The organism is Myxococcus sp. MH1 (assembly GCF_059738865.1).
Genome location: NZ_AP026947.1, coordinates 8,978,530 through 9,000,970, shown reverse-complemented (window position 1 = coordinate 9,000,970; position 22,441 = coordinate 8,978,530). Strand labels below are relative to the sequence as shown.

Here is a 22,441-nt window from a genome sequence, read left to right as displayed (position 1 = left end):
CGGCGTTGTCCCTCCGCCCGAGGGCCGGCTACGGGCGGTGGCTGCGGCGCTGCTGGAGCAGCCAGTCGTAGAGCTCGAGCGTGGCGTAGGCGGTGTCCCACGTCGAGCCGTCGTGGCGTCCACCCGGGATGACGGTGAAGCGCATCGCGCTGGAGCCCGCGCCGCAGCGGGTGTCCAGCCAGTTCTTGAGGTTGCTCGGGCGGCTCGGCGTGTCGAACTCGCCCTGGAAGGACCAGATGGGCAGGGCCTTCAGGTTGCAGACGTTCGCGTCGTTGGTGGGCGTGGACGTGAAGGCGATGGGGACGATGGCCGCGAGCGGCCCGTTGTCCGTGATGCCCTGCTCGAGGCTCCGGTTGGCGCCGCCGCTCAGGCCGGTGAAGTAGATGCGGTCCGTGTCCACGCGGTAGTCCTTCTTGGCGTCCTCGACCAGGGCCAGCAGCGCGTCGTTGTTGAACCAGCCCGTGCCCGAATTGGTGAAGGGCAGCCGCTGGTTCGGGGAGATGACGATGGCCTTCATCGCCGCGCGGAAGCTGGCGGAGTTGAACTGCCGCGCCAGGCCCTCGGGGTTGGCGAGCACGCCCGAGCGGTCCGTGGCCAGCGTGGCGCCGCCCAGGCCGTGCAGCGCGATGATGAGCGGCCAGCGGGTGGTGCGGTCCGCGTTGTACTGCTGGGGCAGGAACAGGGCGTAGTCGTAGCGGACGTTGCGCACCAGCGTCTGCTGTCCGGCGGCGCACGTGGTGGGCGCCGTCGACGCGACCCCGGGTCGGCCCGACAGCTCCAGCTCGCGCAGTCGGCAGTAGGGCTGGTCCTTGCACACCACCCGGACCTTCGTGGTGGTGACGGGCGCGGTGAAGGTGAGCGAGCGCTGCGTGGTGTTGGTCGGGTTGCCCTCCACCACGGAGCCCGGAATCGTCTTCCAGCAGCCGCCGTCCCAGCTCTGCAGCTCGAACGCGGTCATCGCGTAGGACGACGTCGCGCTGGTGGACAGGTGCAGCGTCGCGCCGTGCACCTCGTGGGCGCTCCCGAGGTCGACGTCGAAATAATTGTGCGTCTGGAAGTGGTAGCCGGACTCCCAGCGCGTGGTGAGGTTCCCGTCCACGGCGTTGGAGGGCGGCAGGGTGGCGTTGCTGCTGCCGGCGGAGACCGGCTTGCCGAGCGCCACGTTGGTGAGCGCCTGGGGCGCGGGGGCCACCGTCACGCTGACCTCGTCCGTCCCGGTGGCGCCGTCGTCATCGGTGGCGGTGAGCCGGAAGACGGCGGTGCCGGCCGTCAGCCCCGTGGCGCTCAGCGTGGCGGTGGTGGTGCCCGAGAGCGTCGCGGTGGGGCCGCTCACCTGCGTCCACGACAGCGAGACGACCGTGCCGTCCGCGTCGGTGGCGCCGCCGCTCAGGGTGACGCTGTTCGTGGGCAGCGTGATGGACCGGTCCGGACCGGCGTCGACCACGGGCGGGATGTTCACCTCGGTGGCGTGCGGGGTTCCGAAGACCCACAGCTCCTTCACCCGGCAGTTGTCCGCGAGCGGGTCCTTGCAGGAGAAGCGCACCTTCTTCGCCGTCACCGGCTGGGTGAACGTCGTCGACACCGCGATGCTGGTGTTGTTCGTCTGGCTCGCGCCGGGGAGGGGCTTCCATCCCGTGCCGTCGTCGTAGAACAGCTCGTAGCTCTTGATGGGGCGGTCGGCGCGGAAGCCCGTGTAGAGCTCCATGCGGACCAGGTCGAACGTCCCCTGCAGGTCGATGTCCAGCAGGCGCGTCTCGTTGTAGACGCCGGGGCACCAGCGCGAGTCATCGCTGGTGATGTCCCCATCCACCGCGTACTCCGGGAGGAAGCTGCCCTGCGTGGAGCTCGCGGTGGCGGGCTTGTGGAGCGTGACGTTGATGGGCTCCGCGAGGGCCATGGCCTGTCGCGAGAGGCCCGCTTCATCGGGGGCGCCACAACCCAGCAGCACGCCCATCACCAGGGTGCACAGTCGAGACGGAATCCTTCGCATGGTGTCCTCCTCCTCAGGCTCTTGGAGGAGAACGGGGCCGCTCGCGGCAAGTCTCATGGCCTCCGTGTTTTGCGCGGGTGTACCGTCCCGTCGGGTACCGAGAGGTGGGGAACATGCGCGTCGCAGTCGCTCCTGGATGGCTCGTGGTGTTGCTGGTGTCCTCGTGTGCCCACCACGCCTCGGGGCGGACGGCGTCCACGGGCTGCTCGGCGCCGGGGACGCTGTGCTGGGACTTCGAGGAGGGGCGACTCCCGGAGGGCTGGACACCGTTCCGTGACGAGTTCAGCGGACAGCTCCTCGTGGATGACACACGGGCCCGGGGCGGCCGGTATGCGCTGCACGCGAGCCAGCTCGCCGGAGGCCGCGAGGGCGAGCAGGGGGGGCCGAAGAAGACGGTGCGCTTCCAGCTCCCGAAGGACTTCGGCCCCGTGCTCTGGGGGCGTGTCCACGTCTACGTGACACCCGCGCGGCCGGCCTCACACGCGGGGCTCTTCAACGCGCGGTATCCGCGCCCGGGGAGCCAGGACACCGCGTTCGAGGCGCTCGACTGGTACGAGGTGGCGACGTACCAGGAGAAGTACATGGCCATCTGGCATCCCCCGGAGCCGCCCGGCTTCCCGGAGTGGGTGCAGGTCTCCGACACGCCGCTCGTGCTGGACCGGTGGACGTGCGTGGAGTGGCTCTTCGATGGCGCGAACGGTGACGCGCCCCAGGCCGCCGAGCCTCGCGTGTGGCTCGACGGCGTGGAGCTTCAGTGGCCTCGCAGGTTCGTCTTCGCCGACCCGCCCACCCAGACACCGCCGACGCGCGAGAAGGCTCGCGACTTCACGGTGCTGGAGGCGGGCGTGTTCCTCTACCAGGGCCTCTCGACGCCCACGGACTGGTGGCTGGATGACCTGGCCGTGGGACCTCGGCGCGTGGGCTGCGGGTGATGACGGGCTTCAGGCTCCGCCCGTGGGGCCGTGGAGCTTGAGCACGTAGAGGAAGTCCGGGACGGTGAGGCCGCGCGCCACGACGAGTCCGTCGCGCAGGATGAGCGTCTCCTCCAGCGAGTCGTGGAAGTGCGCCAGGGGCGTGGTGTCCATGCGACGGTGGAACGCGACGGGCGCGTCGCCGAGCACCTCCCAGTACGCGCGGCGGGTCACTTCCTCCGGCGGCGCGTTGCCGTCGAGCACCTCCCGGGGCGCGCCCGTGGCGAGGTCGAAGAAGCGCGTCTTCTGGTCATCCGCGCGGGTGACCAGCACGTCCCCCTCCATCGCCACCTCGAACGGCAGCGCGGGGTGCGGCACCTCGTACACCAACCGCCCCGTGTCCGCTTCGTACAGGCGCACCCGGTCGTCCAGCGTGCACACCGCCACCCGCGAGCCATCCGCGGAGAACCGCGCGGCGATGACCGGCTCCTCGGAGACGTGGAGTACGCGCCGGAAGCCCGCGGGCAGGTCGAGCAGCTCCAGCTCACCCGTGGCCCGGCCCACCGCGATGCGCGGCACCCGCTCGGCCGCCGTGTACGCCACCGCGGGCTTCATCAACGCATGGGTGTCGAGCACGAGCCGCCCCGTCTTCACGTCGTGCACCTGGAGCCGCGAGAGGGCTTCGTAGCCCGACACGATGCAGGCGCCGTCCGGGGTGAACTCCACCATCGTGACGGCGGCATCGGGTCCCTTCAGTGTGTGGAGCAGACGCCCGTCGGCCACGCGCCACACGCGCACCACGCCCAGCTCGAACGTGCCCGCGAGCAGCGTCGAGTCCGGGGAGAAGGTCATCACCTGCTCCATCGTCATCTTCTTGGATGCATCCCGCCCCTCCAGCGGCTTGTCGGTCAGCTCCGTCGTCGGCGCCATACGCGCCACGTCGAACAGCTGGATGCCCCGCCGCCACCCGTCGTCCAGGTAGCGTGTGACGGGATAGGCGGCCCACGCTTCGTTCGGGCTCAAGCGCCAGGGATGCAGGCCGGAGTCGTGGGCTTCACGAGGCGGCTCGCACACCTGCCCCTGGGCGTCGACGACGAGCATGCCGTCCATCCGCTTCGCGACGGCGAGGCCGCCCTCGGCCCGTCCCCACAGGTGCTTCACGCGGTGCTGCTCGGACAGGAGCATGGGCGGAGTGGGCGCGTCGAGCCTGCTGAGCAGCACGCCGCCATCGACGGCCGTCAGCGCGAAGTGCTTCAGGTCCGGCGAAAAGGCCGCGCCGCGCTCATGCCCATCCGAGGAATAGGGACGCGACCACACCGTGGCGCCGTCCTTCACGTCCAGCACCTCCAGCCGGTCGTACCCCAACAAGCCCAGCCGCGAGGTCCCCAGCCACTGCACGTGGGAGTAGCGCGATTGGCCCTGCAGGCCGCGCACCCGCTGCCACGTCTTCGTCTCCGCCACGCCCACGTCGTCGAGGTCCGCCCACGCGAGCCACTCGCCGTCCGGACTGAAGGCCACCGTGCTCACGGAGCGCTGCGTGTCCAGCCGTGCCACCTGCTCGCCCGTGGCCACGTTCCACACGCGAACCGTGTTGTCCGACGCGCCTGACGCGAGCCAGCGGCCCGAGGGATGGAACGCCACGCTCAGCACCGACTGCTGGTGCCCCTTGAGCGTGCGGACCTTCTCACCTGTGTCCAGGTCATACAGGTGGATGAGCCAGCCGAGGTTGGCCACCGCCAGCAGCGTGATGTCCGGGCTGAAGGCCACCGACGTCACCTGTCCCTCCTGCCGGCGGAACAGGTGGAGGTGCTCTCCGGTCTCCACGTCCCAGACGCGCGCCTCATGGGCCCTGGAGGCCGAGGCCAGTTGCTTGCCATCCGGGCTCCACGCAACCGCTCGCACCTCCGCCTCGTGGCCCTCCATCACCCGCAGTTGCTTGCCCGTCGCCACGTCCCAGATGTGGACGTTGTTTCCGTCGGCGCGCGAGCCGTCGGTGTGCGAGCCGGTGGCCAGCTTCGTCCCCGTCGCATCGAACGCCGCGCACAGGACGTGGGCCTCGTGCCAGAGGTACACGTCCGCGCCATCCAGTGCGCCACGCAGCGGCAGCAGGGACTCCACCCAGGCCGCGCCGCCAGAGGCCTCGCGCTGCCTGCGCCACCACGCCGCCAGCTGGTACAGGTGCGCCTCCGGGTCGTCCCAGGGGGCCTGCCCCGTCGTGGCGTAGTGCGGCGCGGCGTCCGGCGCGTCGTACCAGCGCAGCCGGTTGTAGAGGCACTGGAAGAGGGCCTCGGGGTGCTCGCGCAGGAAGTCCGCGTCGAGCGCGACGGCCTTGCGCAGCACGCCGAGCGTCCGGGGACCCACGGTGGGGCCGTCCTCGTGCAGCACGCGCGTGTCCGCGGGTGTCCGGGCGAGCACGTCGTCGAGCGCGGCGAGCAGTCCGTCCACCCCTTCGGCGGCGAGGAGGGATTCGAGGGTGGAGAGCTCGGTGAGGGAGGCGAGGTCGTGGGGCATGGAGGGCCGCATTCTCGCGGCGACCCTCCATCGGGTTCAATGGGTGCGGCGGGCCTTCGCCGTGCCGGTGGTGCGCGAGCCCTCGGGGGCCGAGGTGTCGCGCAGGGCGTGGACGGCCTCGACGATGTGCGCCGCGTCGATGCCCGCCGCGCCGAGCAGCTCCTCGGGCTTGCCGGAGCCGGGCAGCTTGCGCACCGCGAGCCGCTTCACCCGCGGCAAGGGCTCGGTGCCGTCCGAGAAGGCCTCCAGCACCGCGTCCGCGAGCCCACCCTCCGCCCAGTGGTCCTCGACGACCAGGAGCCGGCCCTGGGTCTCCTTCGCGGCCTGCCGCAGCGTCTTCACGTCCACGGGCTTCACCGAGTACAGGTCGATGACGCGCACGGCCACGCCCGAATCCTGGAGACGCGCGTGGGCCTCCAGCGCCTCGTGCAGCGTAATCCCGGCGGCGACGATGGTGACGACGTCCCGGTCCGAGCGCCGCAGCACCTTGCTGCCGCCGATGGGGAACTCCTCGGTGGGCGCGTAGAGCACGGGCGTCTTGGCGCGCGTGGTGCGCAGGTAGCTGATGCCGCGCAGGTCCACCAGGGCGGCCATCAATCGGGCGGTCTGGTTGGCGTCGCTCGGGTAGAGCACGGTGCTGCCGGCGACGGCGCGCATCATCGCCAGGTCCTCCAGCCCCATCTGCGAAGGGCCGTCCTCGCCGATGGACACGCCCGCGTGGCTGCCGCACACGTGCAGCGTCGCATTGGACACGGCCGCCATGCGCAGCTGGTCATACGCGCGCGACAGGAAGGCGGCGAAGGTGCTGACGAAGACGCGCTTGCCCAGCACCGCCATGCCCACGCCGCTGGACACCATGTTCTGCTCGGCGATGTACATCTCGAAGTACCGGTCCGGGTGCGCCTTGCGCAGCTCCTCCGAGTACGTGGAGTTGGACACCTCCGCGTCCAGCGCGACCAGGTCCGGGTAGGCATCCCCCAGCGCCGCGAGCGCGTCGCCGTACACCTTGCGCGTGGCGACCTTCTCGTCCGTGGCGTAGGTGGGCAGCTTCAGCGGTCCGGCTGCGGGCTTCGCGGTGGGCTTCGTCACCTCCGGCTTCCTCACCTCGAAGCGCAGGTTCCGCTCACCGCCGAGCTCCTGGATGGCCTCGCGCGCCTTGTCCTCGGGCAGGGGCTTGCCGTGCCAGCCGTCCTTGTTCGCGATGAGCGAGTAGCCGTGGCCCTTCTCCGTCTTGAAGACGAGGCACGTGGGCTTGCCCTTCGTGACCTGGGCCTCGGCCAGCGCGCGGTCGATGGCGCCCAGGTCATGTCCGTCCACGGCCAGCGCATGCCAGCCGAAGGCCCGCGCGCGGGCGACGTAGGCCTCGCCGTTCCAGCCCAGCTCCGTCTGGCCGCTCTGGCCCAGCCGGTTCATGTCGATGAGCGCGCACAGGGTGTCGAGCTTGTAGTGCGAGGCCTTGTCGAACGCCTCCCAGACCGAGCCCTCCGCCGTCTCGCTGTCGCCCATCATCACGTACGTGCGGAAGCGGCGCTGGTCCAGGCGCGCGGTGAGCGCCATGCCCACGCCGATGGCCAGCCCCTGGCCGAGCGAGCCGGTGGCCACGTCCACCAGCGGCAGCACGTGCGGGTTGGGGTGTCCCTCCAGGCGGCTGCCGAACCTGCGCAAGGACAACAGCTCCGCGTCGTCGATGGCGCCCGCCGCCTTGAACGCGGCGTAGAGGACCGGGCACGCGTGGCCCTTGGAGAGCACGAAGCGGTCATTGTCCGGCGCGTGCGGGTGCTGGAAGTCGAAGCGCAGGTACTTCTGGAACAGCACCGCGACGATGTCCGCCGCGGACATGGATGAGCTCGGATGTCCGGAGCCCGCCGCCGTCGTCGCGCGGATGCTGTCGACCCGCAGCTGCGCCGCGAGCTCTGCCAGGGTGTCTGCCATCGTCTCTCTCCAGGCTGGGGGACCTCCGTAGGGTGTTGATGGCCGGGCCCCGGGTGAAGCGGCGTGGAGGCACGAGGTGAGACGGCGGCCGAGCGCCCCTCTTCGCAGGGCAACCCGACGAGGGGGCTCCCGTGCGCAGGCCCGCTCACGCTCCGGCGCGCATGGGCAGATTCAAGGCAGGGGTGTGAACCGCCATGAATCCACTGCGTCAGCTCGAGGAATTCGGCCAGGCCGTCTGGGTGGACAACCTCCAGCGGAGCTACATCACCCAGGGGACGCTCCAGAAGCTCATCACCGAGGATGGGCTCAAGGGGCTGACCTCCAACCCCACCATCTTCCAGAAGGCGGTGTCGGGCAGCGAGGACTACGAGGACCTCTTCCGGGCCGCGCGGGGCCAGGGGCGCTCGGCGGGCGACGTCTACGAGCAGCTCGCCGTGCGCGACGTGCAGGGCGCCGCGGACATCCTTCGCTCGGTCTACGACGCGCTGAAGGGGCGGGATGGCTTCGCGTCGCTGGAGGTCTCGCCTCGGCTCGCGAACGACACGAAGGCCACGCTCGACGAGGCGCGCAGGCTCTGGAAGATGCTGGACCGGCCCAACGTGATGGTGAAGGTCCCCGGGACGGAAGCCGGGGTGCCCGCCATCGAGCAGCTCACCGCGGAGGGGCTGAACATCAACGTGACGCTCCTGTTCAGCCAGGAGCGCTACCGGCAGGTGACGCACGCGTACCTGACGGGCCTGGAGCGCTTCGCCAAGGCGGGCGGAGACTTGAGCAAGGTGTCCAGCGTGGCCTCGTTCTTCGTCAGCCGCATCGACGTGGCGGTGGACAAGGAGATCGAGCAGCGCCTGAACGCGGGCGTCACCGCGGAGCAGCGCAAGGTGCTGGAGTCGCTGCACGGCAAGGTGGCCATCGCCAACGCGAAGCTCGCCTATCGCATCTACCAGGAGGTCTTCAGCAGTCCGCGCTGGAAGGCGCTCTCGGCGAAGGGCGCCAAGGTGCAGCGGGTGTTGTGGGCGAGCACCAGCACGAAGGACCCGAAGCTGCGGGACGTGCTCTACATCGAGGAGCTGATTGGCCCCGACACCGTGAACACGATGCCGCCGGCGACCATCGATGCGTTCCGGGACCATGGCAAGGTGCGCACCACGCTGCTGGAGGACCTGGCGGGCGCGAAGGAGACGATGCGCCAGCTGGAGGCCGGTGGGGTGTCGATGAAGAGCGTCACCGAGCGGCTGGCCGTGGACGGCGTGCGGCTCTTCGAGGAGTCTTTCGACGCGCTCCTGAAGGCGGTGGAGGCGCAGTTGAAGAAATCATAGGCGCCAGGGCCTCGAGGGACTTCCGATGGGGCGTCTCCCGGAGGTAGTCCCAGGCCTCGGTGTCCTCGAGCCGCGTCTCCGTCTGGGACAGGAGCTCCAGCAGGAGCTTCACGAGCGAGCCCTCGTCGCGAGGCGCGGCGTGGGGGCTCTTGCGCAAGGCACGCTGGATAGCGACGGAGACCTGACGGGCGTGGTGCTCGGACGCGCTGGCCACCCGCGCGAGCGTCGTGGCCCAGCGCTTGAGCTTCACGAGGCCGGTGGTGCGCAGCTCGCCCATCGTCGCGCCCAGCTCCTGTGCCGAGAGTCGCCCGGTCTCGAGGGCGGCGATGGCCGCGTCCACGCTCACGCCGGACTCCCCGGGCTTCTTCGCCGCGAGCCCGAGCGCGAGGACCAGTCGCCCCATGGGGCCCAGGTGCAGCCAGGGATGGAGCAGCTGCTCGTAGCACGCGGCGTTGCCCCAGCTCGCCTCGAACCAGTCGAGGTTCCCGGCCAGCTCCTCCGCGCGGCTGGCGAAATAGGCCTCCATCCCCGAGGGCCAGAGCGTCGCCGCCCAGCGCGCGTAGGGCTTGTCCACGCCGCCGTACTTCGCCGAGAGCACCTGGCTCGGGAGGTCTCCGCGCGTCGCCTTGGGCTTGGGCTTCGTCGACACGTGCAGGTCGTGGAACGTGTACTCACCGGAGCGCCGGGCCTTCACGGTGAAGGTGTGGACGCTGGGGGCGGTGTCTCCCCGGTGCCTGCGGCCCATGGCCAGGAGCGCCTCGGGGCCGCGAGGCTCGGTGCGTCCGCGCCCCGAGGCCCAGTCGATGAGCTTCAACGTCTCCACGTGGGGCTGGCCCTTGCGTGACGGAGCCGGGGCCGTGCGTGATTCTTCCGCGGGCGCGAGCCGGGACAGGGCGAGACACAGGTCCGTGGGCGAGGGCTCGGTGGCACTCGCGAGCACGCGCTCCACCAGTGGCTCCGGCGCAATCCAGCCGCCCGCGTGCGTGGGGAACGACAACAGCCCGTCGGTGTGCCCCTTGTCGAGCGCGCGAGCGATGTCCAGGAGGCGCGCGTCCAGCAACGGGAGGAAGACCTTGTGCGCGGGCGAGAGCGGGGTCTTGGGAAGCTCGCGCAGCGCGGTCACGGCCTGTCCGTGAGGCGCGAGCCACGCGAGGGCGAGGCTGGCGAGGCGGAAGGCCATGGGCTCCTGGTAGGGATTCGCGCACGACTTCTTCGCCCGCTTGCCCAGCGCGGAGGTCTTTCGCGCGAAGTCCTCGGGGCGCTGTCCTCCGAGTCGGGCCACGCCGTCCAGGAGGCGCTCGACCTCCATCGGGTCGCTCGCGTCCTCGAGGCCCGCGGAGAAGGCCGCGATGAGCGAGTCGAGGTCCTCGATGGGGGCCACGGCGAAGCGGGGCTCGCACGGCGACACCGGTCCGTGGTGGGGCGGCGGTTCGATGGGGGTTGCCTTCGGCGGGGTGTCGCGGACGGCGCCGAGCCACGCCTGGACCTGCTTGCGCAGCGACGCGGCGACGCCCTCCATGCGCTCCTCGACGGCGGCGCGCAGGGCGGCCTCGGGGACGCTCGCCAGGGACGTCAGGGCCTTGAACACCGCCTTCTGGACGTCCACCTCCTCGTGCGCGAGGCCCGTGCATAGCGAGAGCAGGACACGCTGACGGGCGTCCGTGGTCTCCCGCTCGGCCAGGGCCAGCAGCCGCTTCGTCGCCTGTTGCGCGGCGGCCTTGTGGCGGGCGAGGAGTACGGGCTCCAGCGCGGGCCGCAAGGTGGACTCGGGGAAGGGATGGCGCCCGTCCAGCGTGCCCACCACGTCGAGCGCGAGGCTGACCGTCGCCGGGAGGGTGCTGCCCAGCAGGCGCAGATAGCGCTCGCGGTGTCGCTCCAGCTCCTCGTGCGTCGGCTCCAGTGATTGATGGAAGCGTGAGAACCAGCCCGCGCGGAAGGCCGCGAAGTCGCGCTCCAGGGCGCCCAGCGTGGCGTCCAGCAACCGCGCGCGGTCCAGGGTCCCCTGGCGCATGTGTCTCAGGAACGTCTGCATCCAGGTCTTGGCGTCGGGCGTGTACTTGTCCCTCGCGGCGAGGCTCAGCTCTCCGCCGCCTTCGACCTCGAAGAGGTGCCACACCTCGTCCTCGCGCACGCGCGGGTCGGCGTCGAGCGGGTTCGGGACGAAGCGCACGTCCACGCTCAGCAGGCTCAGGATGTAGTTGTCGTGGGTGGGGCGCCGCGACACGCCCGCGCGCACCAGCTTGCGGGCCACGGCGCCGAAGACGGCGTCGAGCGCGACCAGCCGCTCGGCCGCGTCCTCGAGCCCGGGAGCCTTCAGCTTCACGGCGACCTGGGCGGTCTCTTCGGGCAGCGCGGACAGGTGCATCCGCTTCCACTCGGAGGGAGGGACGCAGAAGAAGGACAGCAGGGCCAGCGCTTGGATTCGCGGCGGGAGCGTCTGGGTATAGGGCTCGTCCCGGAGCGCCTTGATGCGGTCTGGCAGCTCGGCGCCGAGCTGCCTGCGCTCGGCCTGGGTCAGGCGCTCCAGCAGGGCGGTGCTGGCTTCGAGGCTCGGCGCGGCGAGGAGGGAGTCGAGGAGGAGGGCGCTCATCGGGAATCGTCGTCCTCGGCGCGATGGACGTGCAGCCGCGCCGCGAGAAGGTGTTTGCACGGCCCGCGGTCCAGCGCGTGCTTTGAGAACCAGGGACAGCCACAGCGCAGGGGCTCACCCTCGCCATCCAGCAGCACGTGGTACGTGACGTCCGAGCCGCGCACCCAGAACGCTCCGGGCGCCTTCGCGTCGGCTTCCACCGCGCCCGCCGCGAGCAGGGCCCGGGCATCGGCGAGTCGCGGCGCGAGGGCCTCGACCTGCGCGAAGTCGAAGGGCAGCTCACGGTGGAAGAAGGCGGCCGTCTGGGAGTCGAACCCCACCAGCCCTCGCACGCCGAGCACCTGGAGGCCCTGCCGCACGAGCTCCTCGGGGGCGCCCAGCTTGCGCGCCAGCGCCCGCGGCTCCAGCACGGCCTCCCAGCGGAGCTCCGCGCGCAGCGTGCTCAGCACCTGCTCCACCTGGCCCTGCTGCGCCAGGGCCGTCAACGCCTGGCCCTCGCCGGAGAAGCCGCGCCAGACCTCGCTCGAGAGCGCCAGCGTGAAGCGTGGCGCGCCCAGGTCGAGCACGAAGGCGCTGGCCTGTCCCCGAGGGTCCGCGTGCAGGACGAGCCGCCTCGCGAAGGGGACCAGGTCCTCGAGCACCCGGAGCCGCTCCAGGCCGGTGATGCGCATCGCGCCCTTCGCTTCGGTGGAGCTCAGGCGGACGGTGCGCCCCTGGGGCACCAGGTAGTGGATGCTCTTGTCGGCGCGGGTCCGGGGGAGTCCTCGCAGCAAGCGCAGGGCCTCCGTCGCGGACAGCTCGGCGAAGGGCGTGAGGCGCGACAGGTAGGCCTGCACCTCGGCGAAGCCCTTGAGCCAGCGCAGGGGCAGGGGGACCTTGCGCTCCACCACGCGTGTGTCGCCTCGCTGGAGCGCCACCTCCGCGTGGCCGACGGACAGTGAGAGGGGTTCGTCCTCTCGCACGGTGGACAGGGCCGCGCGCATGGCGGCGTTGAAGTCCACGTTCGTCGTGCCGAAGGACGCGACGTCTCCCTCGTAGGCGGCGGGGGGGAGGTCCACGCGGGCGTAGGTGCTGGCGCAGCCCGAGAACCCCTCGAAGCGCAGCATGCCTCGCCCGCACGTCACCACCGGGTCGGCCTCGCGCAGGATGCGGTTCAACATGGCGGGCGGGATGAAGAAGCGCGAGCCCACCACGCGCGAGAGGGCTCGCAGCGACAGCGCCGTCAAGCGGGGTTGGAGCAGGCGCCCCTCGAAGAAATACGGCTGGGGTGCGCCGCCGCCCGACGTCATGAGCCGCAGCGCGTGCCCCTTCTCCACGGGGACGAGCTCCGAGGGGCCCGCGTACAGATAGGTGTGGTTCAGCGCTGTCATGGTGGCCGGTCGCCCAGGCTATCGCGGTGGGGCGACTCGACCAACCGCGTGGCGCTGACCCACACATCCAGAGCGGGCTTCTGGCATGGTGCTGCGGACATGCGACGACTCCTCCTGGCCTGGTTGTGCTGCTGCGTCCCGTCCCTCGTCCTCGCGCAGTCGGTGGTGAAGGAGGAGTGGGTCGTCACCACGGACATGTGGGGCAACGCCCTGCACCAGGGGCTCACGCTGGAGCGCTCGGGGAAGAAGCTGTCCGGCACGTTCGACGGTGACGCGCTGGAGGGCGAGCGCACGGGCAACGAGGTCCGCTTCACCGTCACCGACTCGCGTCAGGCGCGCTACGTCTACACGGGGAAGGTTCGGGGTGACCGGCTGGAGGGCACGGCGGACGTGCCGGACACGAACGACAAGAAGGCGCGGGTGAAGCGGGCCTTCACGGCGCGCCGGATTCCGGAGCGACCCGCGGGCCCGCCGCGTCGGCATGAGTTCACCCCGACGTCGTGGTCGAACGAGTTCTCCGCGGACCGGGCGCCGGTGCTGACGGTGTGGTCCGGGGACACGGTGAAGACGACGACGCTCGACTCCGGTGGCATGGATGAGCGCGGTGTGTCGCGCGCGCTGTATGGCAATCCGCAGACGGGGCCGTTCTTCATCGGGGATGCGCGGCCCGGGGACATGCTGGCGGTCCACTTGAAGCGCCTGCGATTGAACCGGAGGAGCGCGGACAGCCTGGACAGCATCGTCGGGCGGGCGATGACGCCGCTGTTGGCGTCGAAGGCGACGGAGCTGGGCAAGCCGGTGCGCTGGACGTTGGACTGGGAGAAGGGCGTGGCGCGGCCGGAGACGCCCACGGAGAAGCTGAAGGCCTTCACGGTGCCGCTGCGGCCGATGCTGGGCGGGCTGGCGGTGGCGCCGGGCTTCGGGTCGCCGCCGGTCTCCACGGGGGATACGGGGCGCTTTGGCGGCAACATGGACTTCAACGAGGTGGTGGAGGGCAACACCGTGTATCTGCCCGTGTTCCAGCCGGGGGCGCTGCTCTACGTGGGGGATGCGCACGCGGGGCAGGGGGATGGTGAGACGTCGCAGTTCGCGCTGGAGACGTCGATGGAGGTGGAGCTGACGGTGGAAGTCATCCGCGGCAAGGCGCCGTCGATGCCGCGCGTGGAGTCCCCCACGCACCTGATGGTGCTGGGACAGGCGGGCTCGCTCGACGATGCCCTGCGCCAGGCGACGAGCGGGCTGACGCAGTGGCTGGCGCAGGACTACGGGCTGTCGCTCTCGGAGAGCGCGCAGGTGATGGGCACGAGCGTGCAGTACGTCGTCGCCAACCTCGCGGGCCGCAGCGTCGGTGTCGCGGCGAAGCTGGACAAGGCGCGGTTGGCGCCGCTGCGGCCGGCGGGGAAATAGCTCTCGCGGGCAGGTTTCCCGTCTACTTCGGGGCCGGTTCGACGATTTCTAGATCGGAGCCACTCCAGCCCCAGACCTTGATGCCGTCGGGAGTCATCTGCACTTCGACGAGTCCTCCATCGGGCGCCTCGTCTGGACCGGGGCCCTGGGCCTGGATATTGACATGCGCTTTGGGGGCGAGTTCCTTGACCTCTCCCCACGGCTCGACGGTCAGCCAGGTTGCTCGCTCGAGTTGATTCTTGACGCGGATGACCAGACGGATTGGCATTCCCGTGACTTAACTCCGGACCTCCTCTCCATTCCATTCGATGCGCGGCATCGTGTCGGACTGGGCTGAGAACCTCTGCCCTTCTCCATCCCCAGACGGGGGCTTTCGAGGAGGCGTCGATGTTCTCGCATCGGAGCTGGGCCGTCGTGTTGCCGCTGCTTCTTCCTGGTGTGGGAAGGGCGGAGGAGCCCATTGTCCCTCCTCTCTGGGAGGAGGCAGAAGCCGTCATTCGCGAGCTGGAGGCGGCCTCTCCTCCTGTCGAATCCGACGCGACGTCGTCCTGGACGAACGTCCTGCGGCTGGAGAGCATGACGTGGACGTTGTTGCCCCGAAGTGGGGCGGGAGGGGCCGAGGGCTTCGTGCAGGTGGAGCCCATGGTGGCGTTGGACCAGGGCGAGTGGATCCGCCTCAACGTCGGGGCCCCCCTGCGGCTGCGGTTGTGGGGCGACAGCGCGGGGGCTGGCCTCGTGAGGAAGGAGGACTGGGACACGCTGTCCGATTGGGGGCAGGTCATGCGCCTCTTCTCCGTGGGCGTCGATGCGTCCAACGCGGTGTGGGCGGGGCGGATGGAGGGCTACTCCCTGCTGTCCGGGCACCTGGTGCGGCGCTACAGCAACCAACTGAACCCGGACTACCACCCGGCGGGTCTGGGGGCCTCGGGGACGCTGGGGCCGGTGTACGCGGAGGCTTTCGTCTCGGACCTGTTGGGCGCTCGCCTCACCGGCGCGGAGGTCGCGCTGGATGTGCAGCATGTCCTCTTCGGACGTCCCGCTGTGCCCGGGCGCTACACGCTGGCGTTCTCAGCGGTCCACGACTGGGGAAGGGCGGGCGGTGTATCGGCGCCGATGACGCTGGCGCATGTGGATGGCACCGCCGTGGTGCTGAGGCGTCGGAGTCGGGACACGGGCCTCGAGGTCCACGTGTTGGGAGGATGGGGCGGACGTCCTGGCGAGGGCGGCGCGTGGGGCGCGGTGGCGGGCCTGGGGTTGGAGGCCGTGTCGTCGACGGTGGATTTGCGCGCGCGACTGGAGGGGCGGCTGCAGCGAGGCGGCTTTCGACAGGGCGCCTTCGGTCCGGACTACGAGCTGGCGCGCTTCCAGGTGGCGGGCTCGTCCCCGGCGCCGCTGGCGGAGTCGTCCTTCCCTCGCGGCGGCTCGGCCTACGGCGAGGTGATTCTCGGCTGGGATGCAGTGCGCCTGAGCGGCATGCGACAGCGCCACGTCTTCGTCTCCCTGGGCGTTGAAGCCTTCACGTGGGGCCGGGTGGACGTGGATGGGCGCATGGAGGCGCAGCTCTTCCATCGTGACTTGAGCCTGGGTGTGAGCGGGCTGGCGATGGGGATGGGCCAGTCGAGGGCGCGCTACCTCGTGTCGGCGGAGGCGCGGTGGCGCTTCCTCGGCGGGCGGCTGTTCGCCGTGGGGCAGGGCGGCACGTTGCTGTTTCCCACGCCGGAGCGCGCGTTGCGGCCTGGGGCGTTCGTTGGCGTCGGGCTGGGGGTGGACAATGTGCGTTGATCGCTCGCCGCGTGGCGGAGTCCTCCTCTCATGGGTCCTGGCGCTCCTCACGGCGGGATGTGCCGCGCGGGCTGGCTCGGATGTCGCCCTGGTTTCGTTCGCGAGCCGAACGCCGATGTCCGCGCTGGAGCGCGGCGCCGTCGCGAGCCTTCCCACGGGTGACGCGCCAGACGACGAGGCGGAAGTGGGCCCCTTGCTGCACCGTCGTCGTGCTCCGCAGCTGCTTCCTGGGCCGGGCGTCCGCAGTGAGACCGCGCCTCTTCCGGTCGCCGATATCCAGGCCAGCGCTTGCGGTGAAGCGCCTCCGGGATGGCCACGCCTGTCCACGGACGAGGAGGTGCTGGCGCCCTTCCTGGGATGCACCACGCCAGCGGCCTTCCTGGCCCTGCAGCGCACGGTGGACATGCCTCGGCTGGTGCAGTCCCTCTCAGACTGGAATGCCGTCCGGCTGGGCGCTCTGGGTCCACTGGAAGCAGCGGCCGCCACCGTCCTGCTCAAGAAGCGCGTCGCGTTCCTGGCCACCGTCGCCGAGAAGCATGGCCCGGGGCAGGCGGAAGTCCTCGTCCTCTTCGTCCTGCACACGGCCTTCGACGACGAGGTGCGGGAGATGCTGCGTCTGCTGGCCGAGGACAAGCTGCTGAGTCGGGCCCTGGGGGGCATGGAGGTCGTCTCCGAGGAGCTGCGTCAGCGCGGCATGGCGCTGGTCGACTTCCCGGAGAGGGACTTCCGCGCGAGAGATATCGCGCGAGGACTGGGAAGAGCGGCGGACGACGTCGCGTCCTCCATTCCGCTCGTCGCTGGAAGCCGGAGCGTGGAGGCGTCCTCGCTGCCCGCGCAGCTTCCACCGGTCTACCGGACCGCGTACCAGGAGGTGGAGAAGGCGCGGTACCTGGGAGCCTTCGCGCCCGGCAACGTGGCTCTGGCTTCTTTCGACCACCTCAGCTTCGGTGTGCCACTGGGGTTCTACTCGCTGGCCGCCGGAACGGCGCAAGGCGGAGCGTCTCTCGCGAAGGGAGAGTACGAGGAGGCCACGCGACAGCTGGCGCCCGCGGCGCTCCTGGTGGGCCTCTACGTGGGAGGAACAGGGGCGCGTTCCTTTCGCGACATGGGCCAGACCAGGCGGGAAGGAACACCGCTGCAGGTGACGGTGCCTCGCGTCGAGGCGCTGAAGGCCGTGCTGGAGCGGTTGAAGTCGCGGACGGAGACGAACTCCGTGGGCGACTTGGCTCGCCACCTCCAGGAGCGTCGGGAAGCGGCCGTCCTGGTTGCGGAGTGGGGGGAGGCCGGGGCGCTGGCCCTCCATGAAGCGGGCGGTCACCCGGCTCGAGCGCAAGCCTTGTTGGCGGTGAGGCACGGCGAGTCCGCGAGGCCGCCGCCGAAGGGTGGCGGTGGGAGGGGCAGGTCCTCGTCAATGCTCGATTCGGCAGGCCTCCCCGCCGAAGTGGCGGAGGCGAAGTTCCGGCAGGTGGAGGCCGAGGTCGGAGGGGCCCGGCTATCGATGGACGTTGTTGCCCTGAGGGCACATCGCGATGCGCTCATGAAGGCCGCGCCTCGTGGTGCGGAGGTGCATCCCCTCTGGTCGGATTACCTGGCGTATCTGGAGAAGCGGGCCGCTGAAATCCAGCAGGGCCTGGCGTCGAAGGGGCCGCTACCGTGGGCCGGTTACCAACTGGTGCGCGAGCGATACGCACGAGGTCTGGCCTTCGAGAGGGAGATGGTCGGCATCCTGGAGGCGGACGCGGCCTTGCCGAGAGCGCAGCGGCGATGGCTGCGGGACTTCGAGCTGCCGCGCATCGAAACGCACGTGGGGGTGTTGAAGGCGGACCTCCGCTTCGCGGACGTGCTGGTCATCGAAACACGGCCAGCTCCCGGGCAGGCTCCGCGTGTGGAGACCTTCAGCTTCAAGAGTCGGGACTTCTCTCGGACCGAAGTCGGTGCGCTCAAGAGGCAGATGAACGAGGACGCAGGCATGGCCATGCGGTACTACGGTGAGACCTTGAGCATCCGCCGTCCTGGAATCGAGCAGTTGGCGCAAGTCCAGAGGGTCCGCGTCGTTTATGATGGCGGTAGTCTCAGGCCTGCAAACCCCAAGGCAGAGAGAGCAGCCGTGCGAGAAACCGAGCACGAAGTCGAGGGAGTCGAGGTGTTGTTCCGATGAAGGTCTCAGCAGCGCGAAAATACGATGCTGAGGACCACCTCACTCTCTCCTTCGAGGCGACGTACGACCCCACCGCCGACCTGAAGTCAGAACTGGCTCCGCTTCTGGAGGCGCTCGAGGCGCGAGCAGGTGCGTGGATGCCGGACTTCGTCGAAGGCTCACGCCCGTATCCCTACTCACGAAGTGCCGTCCTGACCGCACTGGAGGAGAATCGTCGACGGAGGAGCACCTCTGTCAGCCTTTCTCAAACGTCGGGGCACCTGGCGGACATGTCCGTTGGGCTCTGGCTGCCGCCGTCCGGGAAGAGGATTCATGTTTATATTTCGGTCCAGCCGATTGCGCTCTTCGGCGACGCCGCGCTTTGCCAGGGGTTCATGGACATGGTGCGAGCCTGGGCTTCTCATTACCCGGTGACTCTCGCCACTGCGAACAGTGTCGCGGAGGAGCAGTTGGTCGATGCCGCCAATCAAACGCGCGATGCGGTGGCCTCGGAGACGCTGGACGCCGACGGGATTCATGAAGTGGCCTGGCTGAATATCTTCGGTCCCAAGCAAGTGGCATCCGTGGGCCGCGAGCGGGTGCTCTCGACGCCTGCATATCGGGTCGAGGAGTTTCCCAGTGGCGCGGTGCTCGTGGTGCTTCGACCCACCGCCGCCGACTTCGCCAGTGACGAGGCGCGGGTGGTTCAGGCCCGTGCCCTGGTCCATTTGAGGCCCGACCTGGATTTCGACGCGGTGCTCCGCGCGCTGCGGGCGCGCAGTGCCGCGCTTGCTCCCGTGGAGCCTCGCTTCCACCCGGACCTTGCTCCTCTTCTCTCGCGCCTGATACCCGAGCTCAGGCTCAGCGAGCGCCAGAGGAAGATCGCCGAGCTCAACGCCTGGCGCCCACCGGAGCCAGAAGAGTGGCTCCCTGCCGCCCTCCCTGCGGACGTCGAGGACCCGGAGCGCGCCCTCGCCCACTTCGACGAACTGTCCGAGAGCCTCGTGGCGGCATTGCACGTCAACATCCCGAGCCTCTTCGATGCGACGCCCGAGTCGCTCACGGACCTCGACCTCCATTTCTTGAAGGAGCGCTTCCCGGAGCGGTACCTGAGGGACTTCATCGACGAGCACACCGTGCCGGCCCTGGGGGCCTACCTGGGCAACGTGCTGGTGCGGCGGCTCAATGGAACCTGGGTACCTCGGCGGAAGCTGGAGGAGTCCCAGGTCCGTGTTGGCAATCGCGTCTGGTTGCCCTTCCTCCGCGCGCGCCGGTGCATGCAGTCCAGCCAATCACTGCTGGACTGCTCGCTGACGCAGTTCTTCCTCGAGGCGACGCGGCGCCGTTCCTGACGGACGCGGCCCTTACTCCCAACTGCTCCCGTTCCACGTCCGGGTGACATTCACCGTGGACGCCCCCGTGGTCTCCACCCACCTGAGCACGGGGCGCTCCTGCACATCCCAGCTCAGCACGGGCTGGGACGCGACGGAGTCCTGCGCGTCATTCACGTTGAGCACCCCACCCAGCGGATGCCACGCCTGCCCATCCCAGCGCGCCGCGCGCAGCTCCACGTTGCTGAAGTGGGGCGACGCCTTCTTCAGCCAGGCGACGGTGGGAAAGCCCCGCTCGTCCAGCGCCAGCGTGAACGTGTTGACCGCGCTCCCCGGCGGCCCACCCAGCCGCAGGTCCACCGGACCGACTCCGTCCCCGAGCTTGCGGTACACCGTGTTGTTGAGCACCGGCCCCGAGCGCTTCACATACACGCGGTAGACATCCTCCGCGTAGTTCGTGTTCACCTCCAGCGTCTCACCCGTGTCCCCAATCCACGCCACGACGCACCCGTCGAACCCCTGGTCCGAGTAGTACGCCTGGAGCACCTGCGGCGTCAGGTAGTCCTTGTAGAGGTCGCAGTAGGGGAGGTTCGACCCCGCGTCCCGGATGGCCTGCAACGTCAGCCCCACGCGGGGCGGCAACGCGGTGAGCGCCTGTGACGACGAAGCCGCGTCACCCGACGGTGACACGGCGCCCCCTTCCGCGCAGCCCGCGAACAACCCCGCGCACGCCACCACCGTCAACAAACCCCGAGCCTTCCTGCCTGGGACGAATCGCATGTGAGCCACTCCTGTGGGAGGTGAAGCGGCCCAAAGCTAGGCATGCGAGTCTTTCACGGCCGTCGAGTCCGCCATGTCTGTTCAACGGCGGACCCGACTCATGTCAGGGAAAGAAGAACGAACGGTCGCAGGCGAGACTGCCTCCCGCGCGATACAGCATGTCTTGGTAGACGATGGTGTTGTTGATGGAAAACGCGCTCGTCACCGACGCCACGGTGACGCCGCCTCGCACCAGCCGGAAGCGCGGCGTGCCCTGCTGCAGCGGCACCCGGAACGATTGGATGCCCGCCGCCACGTCCCTGCGCTGAACGACGCCCGCGAACTCGATTTCGAGCGTCCCGGGCGCGGTGAGGAAGGCGAGCAGCTCGACCTCGTTCGCGGCCGCAGCCCCGCCCCGCAGCTCGTAGGGCGCGCGCTGCTGCGTCAGGTCCGGCGCGGCGCTCGTCGAGTGCACGCGGTGGAAGTAGTAGAGCGCGTCCCGGGCGATGGTCGGCTGGACGCCCGTCTTGAACCAGGCGGTGTAATACGCCGTCAAATCGAACGCCGCCCACTGCGTGCCGGACGAGGGCGAAATCTCCGTCGCCTCCGAGTAGTCGTTCCAGGTGATGAGCTGCACCCAGTCCGCGCCGCCCTGGATGGCCGCGTCCCACAGCGCCCGGTACGCCTGGGAGTTGTTCGCCTCCGTGTAGACGAGGTCCTTGGGCCGCGAGTCCTGCACGGCCACGGGCGCCATCCACTGGAGCCCCATCCCGTGCGCGGTGCCCACGTTGGTGCGCTGTCCCGCCGCGCTACCGAGCGTTCGGTTCCCCCACGTGGACGTCCCATGCAGCGGCACCACCGCCTGGAGCGTGTTCGTCGCCGCCACCCAGGGGCGCACGTACACGGGCCACAGCGCGGAGGGGATGCCCCGCGCCTGGAGCGCCTGCAGCACCGACGCCCACCACTGCGGCGTGCGGTTGTCCGCCATGTACGGCGAGAGCAAAAGCCGCCCGTCCGGCAGGTGATACACCGCCGGGTGCGAGGCCACCGAGCCGATGGAGCTCACGAACGCCGACAGCGCCTCCGCGTCCGTGCCCGAGTACGTGGAGCTCATGTCCGGCATGAGCACGATTCGAAAGCCGCTGTCCACGTTGCTCGCCGCCTGGAGCAGCTTCAGCAGCCGGTTCCAGTGCGTGCCGGTGTGGTTGAGGATGTCATACGTGAAGCCATCCAGCCCCAGCGCCGCCGCGCGCCGCACCTCCACCTCGAAGTTCGCCAGCTCGTAGTCCACGCCCGAGGCGCGCGGGGCCTGGGGCAGGGGGCGCTGCTTGAGCAGCCCGCCGCAGTACGCGAACTTGGAGTTCTCCCCGGTGGGCTGCAGGTAGTTGCGCGCGTAGTAGTCGACCGAGGGCTCCCGGTTGTCGAGCGAGAGCGGGTAGGGCGAGAAGTAGTGCGCGAACACCTTCTTCGGCGACGCGCGCAGCGTGCTCAGCGCCGGCAGGTTCAGCGCGAAGCACGGCGTGGCCGGGGCGTCCTCCACCTCGGCCGTGAGCGACGCATCGAAGCTCAGGTCCGACGAGTTCAGCGTGGACTGGTGCACCTCCACCGCCACCACGTTGGTGCCCGCCACCAGCGCGGTGCTGGGGATGCTCGTGGTGTGCCACGCCTGCTCGGCGCTGTCGGCGATGACGGTGCTCGCCAGGGTCGACGCCGTCACCGTGCCCGAGGGCAGGTTGCTGCGCAGCACCTCCTGGCCATTCAGGTAGACGATGGCGCCGTCATCGCGCAGCAGCCGCAGCACCACGTTGCTCACCCGCGCCGGGTCCGCGACGGTGAAGGCCCGGCGGAACCACGTCGTCACGTGGCGCGAGCTGGTGCTCGGGCCGTAGGCGACGACGGTGGCCTCGTCCCCGTCGCCGTACCCCAGCTGCGCGGGCCCCTGGGCCCACGACGTGTCCGCGTAGCCCACCGACGTCCAGCCCGCGCCCGGGTCCACGCCCGTGTCGCGGTAGCGCCACGTACTCCCCGCGGCGATGAAGGTGACGGCCTGGAGCGCCCGCGCCTCGGCCGTGTCGCCAGGGGGCTCCGAGACAGGCTCGGAGGTGGTGGGGCCACAGGCGCTCAGCCAGGGAACGAGCACGGCGAGCCAGCGCGCTCGGCGGGAGGGAATCCGATTCATGGGGGCGTCTTCCGAGGGGGTGAGGGAAAGACAGGCAGACAGCCCGTCCTCTTGTAACACGCGACAGGCGGTGAATCCGAGACAAACTCGGCGATGGCTGTGTATTGCGCCGTTGTCGCCAAATTCCACCCGCCAGCCGGCGTATCAGCACATCCCATTTTCGGGCACCCTTCCCCCGGATGTGGGAAGGCGGAGGTGTGTCCCACGGGGTGCTCCCCAGTGGAGG

Annotated in this window: 14 protein-coding genes; 6 read left to right on the top strand and 8 right to left on the bottom strand. The window is 70.0% G+C overall.

Going from position 1 to position 22,441, the window contains the following annotated elements:
* Positions 1 to 28 precede the first annotated feature (28 nt).
* Entirely contained in the window at positions 29 to 1,990 is a 1,962-nt protein-coding gene (locus AC6JA9_RS35475; RefSeq protein ID WP_497958471.1) for a discoidin domain-containing protein, read from the bottom strand.
* Positions 1,991 to 2,103: 113 nt separating this feature from the next.
* On the opposite strand from AC6JA9_RS35475, the gene AC6JA9_RS35470 reads away from it, so the two are divergent.
* Complete coding sequence (locus AC6JA9_RS35470; RefSeq protein ID WP_408889215.1) at positions 2,104 to 2,922, top strand: hypothetical protein; 819 nt, start codon at positions 2,104 to 2,106, stop codon at positions 2,920 to 2,922.
* A gap of 9 nt (positions 2,923 to 2,931) precedes the next feature.
* Here the strand turns inward: AC6JA9_RS35470 and AC6JA9_RS35465 are convergent, their stop codons facing one another.
* Both AC6JA9_RS35465 and AC6JA9_RS35460 read right to left on the bottom strand, forming a co-directional pair.
* Positions 2,932 to 5,412, bottom strand: a complete 2,481-nt coding sequence (locus AC6JA9_RS35465) for a WD40 repeat domain-containing protein (protein ID WP_408889216.1) — start codon at positions 5,410 to 5,412, stop codon at positions 2,932 to 2,934.
* 36 nt (positions 5,413 to 5,448) lie between these two features.
* The gene (locus AC6JA9_RS35460) at positions 5,449 to 7,344 is read right to left on the bottom strand and encodes a transketolase (RefSeq protein ID WP_497958470.1); all 1,896 of its coding nucleotides are present in this window, start codon (positions 7,342 to 7,344) and stop codon (positions 5,449 to 5,451) included.
* A 194-nt stretch (positions 7,345 to 7,538) separates the two neighbouring features.
* On the opposite strand from AC6JA9_RS35460, the gene tal reads away from it, so the two are divergent.
* The gene (gene tal / locus AC6JA9_RS35455) at positions 7,539 to 8,660 is read left to right on the top strand and encodes a transaldolase (RefSeq protein ID WP_408889219.1); all 1,122 of its coding nucleotides are present in this window, start codon (positions 7,539 to 7,541) and stop codon (positions 8,658 to 8,660) included.
* Here tal and AC6JA9_RS35450 read toward each other — a convergent pair.
* Together AC6JA9_RS35450 and AC6JA9_RS35445 are read right to left on the bottom strand one after the other, a co-directional pair.
* The gene (locus tag AC6JA9_RS35450; protein ID WP_408889220.1) at positions 8,566 to 11,250 is read right to left on the bottom strand and encodes a DUF6493 family protein; all 2,685 of its coding nucleotides are present in this window, start codon (positions 11,248 to 11,250) and stop codon (positions 8,566 to 8,568) included. The two genes, tal and AC6JA9_RS35450, sit on opposite strands and share 95 nt — an antisense overlap.
* Positions 11,247 to 12,620, bottom strand: coding sequence for an SWIM zinc finger family protein (locus AC6JA9_RS35445; RefSeq protein ID WP_408889221.1), 1,374 nt, complete (start codon positions 12,618 to 12,620; stop codon positions 11,247 to 11,249). Before AC6JA9_RS35445 ends, AC6JA9_RS35450 begins: the two co-directional genes overlap by 4 nt.
* 99 nt (positions 12,621 to 12,719) lie before the next feature.
* Between AC6JA9_RS35445 and AC6JA9_RS35440 the strand changes: the two genes are divergently transcribed.
* Positions 12,720 to 14,027, top strand: coding sequence for an acetamidase/formamidase family protein (locus tag AC6JA9_RS35440; protein WP_408889222.1), 1,308 nt, complete (start codon positions 12,720 to 12,722; stop codon positions 14,025 to 14,027).
* A 22-nt stretch (positions 14,028 to 14,049) separates the two neighbouring features.
* On the opposite strand, the gene AC6JA9_RS35435 is transcribed toward AC6JA9_RS35440, so the two are convergent.
* Positions 14,050 to 14,295: a hypothetical protein gene (locus tag AC6JA9_RS35435; protein WP_408889223.1), complete on the bottom strand. Its 246-nt coding sequence runs from the start codon at positions 14,293 to 14,295 to the stop codon at positions 14,050 to 14,052.
* 119 nt (positions 14,296 to 14,414) lie between these two features.
* On the opposite strand from AC6JA9_RS35435, the gene AC6JA9_RS35430 reads away from it, so the two are divergent.
* The 3 genes from AC6JA9_RS35430 (at position 14,415) to AC6JA9_RS35420 (ending at position 19,298) form a co-directional block, all read left to right on the top strand.
* Positions 14,415 to 15,809, top strand: coding sequence for a hypothetical protein (locus AC6JA9_RS35430; protein ID WP_408889224.1), 1,395 nt, complete (start codon positions 14,415 to 14,417; stop codon positions 15,807 to 15,809).
* Between the two features lie 115 nt (positions 15,810 to 15,924).
* On the top strand, positions 15,925 to 17,967 hold the full coding sequence (locus AC6JA9_RS35425) for a hypothetical protein (protein WP_497958469.1): 2,043 nt from the start codon (positions 15,925 to 15,927) through the stop codon (positions 17,965 to 17,967).
* Complete coding sequence (locus AC6JA9_RS35420; protein WP_408889227.1) at positions 17,964 to 19,298, top strand: hypothetical protein; 1,335 nt, start codon at positions 17,964 to 17,966, stop codon at positions 19,296 to 19,298. Before AC6JA9_RS35425 ends, AC6JA9_RS35420 begins: the two co-directional genes overlap by 4 nt.
* Before the next feature lie 12 nt (positions 19,299 to 19,310).
* On the opposite strand, the gene AC6JA9_RS35415 is transcribed toward AC6JA9_RS35420, so the two are convergent.
* The gene (locus AC6JA9_RS35415; RefSeq protein WP_497958468.1) at positions 19,311 to 20,057 is read right to left on the bottom strand and encodes a hypothetical protein; all 747 of its coding nucleotides are present in this window, start codon (positions 20,055 to 20,057) and stop codon (positions 19,311 to 19,313) included.
* A gap of 103 nt (positions 20,058 to 20,160) precedes the next feature.
* Positions 20,161 to 22,215: a glycoside hydrolase family 71 protein gene (locus AC6JA9_RS35410; RefSeq protein WP_497958467.1), complete on the bottom strand. Its 2,055-nt coding sequence runs from the start codon at positions 22,213 to 22,215 to the stop codon at positions 20,161 to 20,163.
* Positions 22,216 to 22,441: the final 226 nt, after the last annotated feature.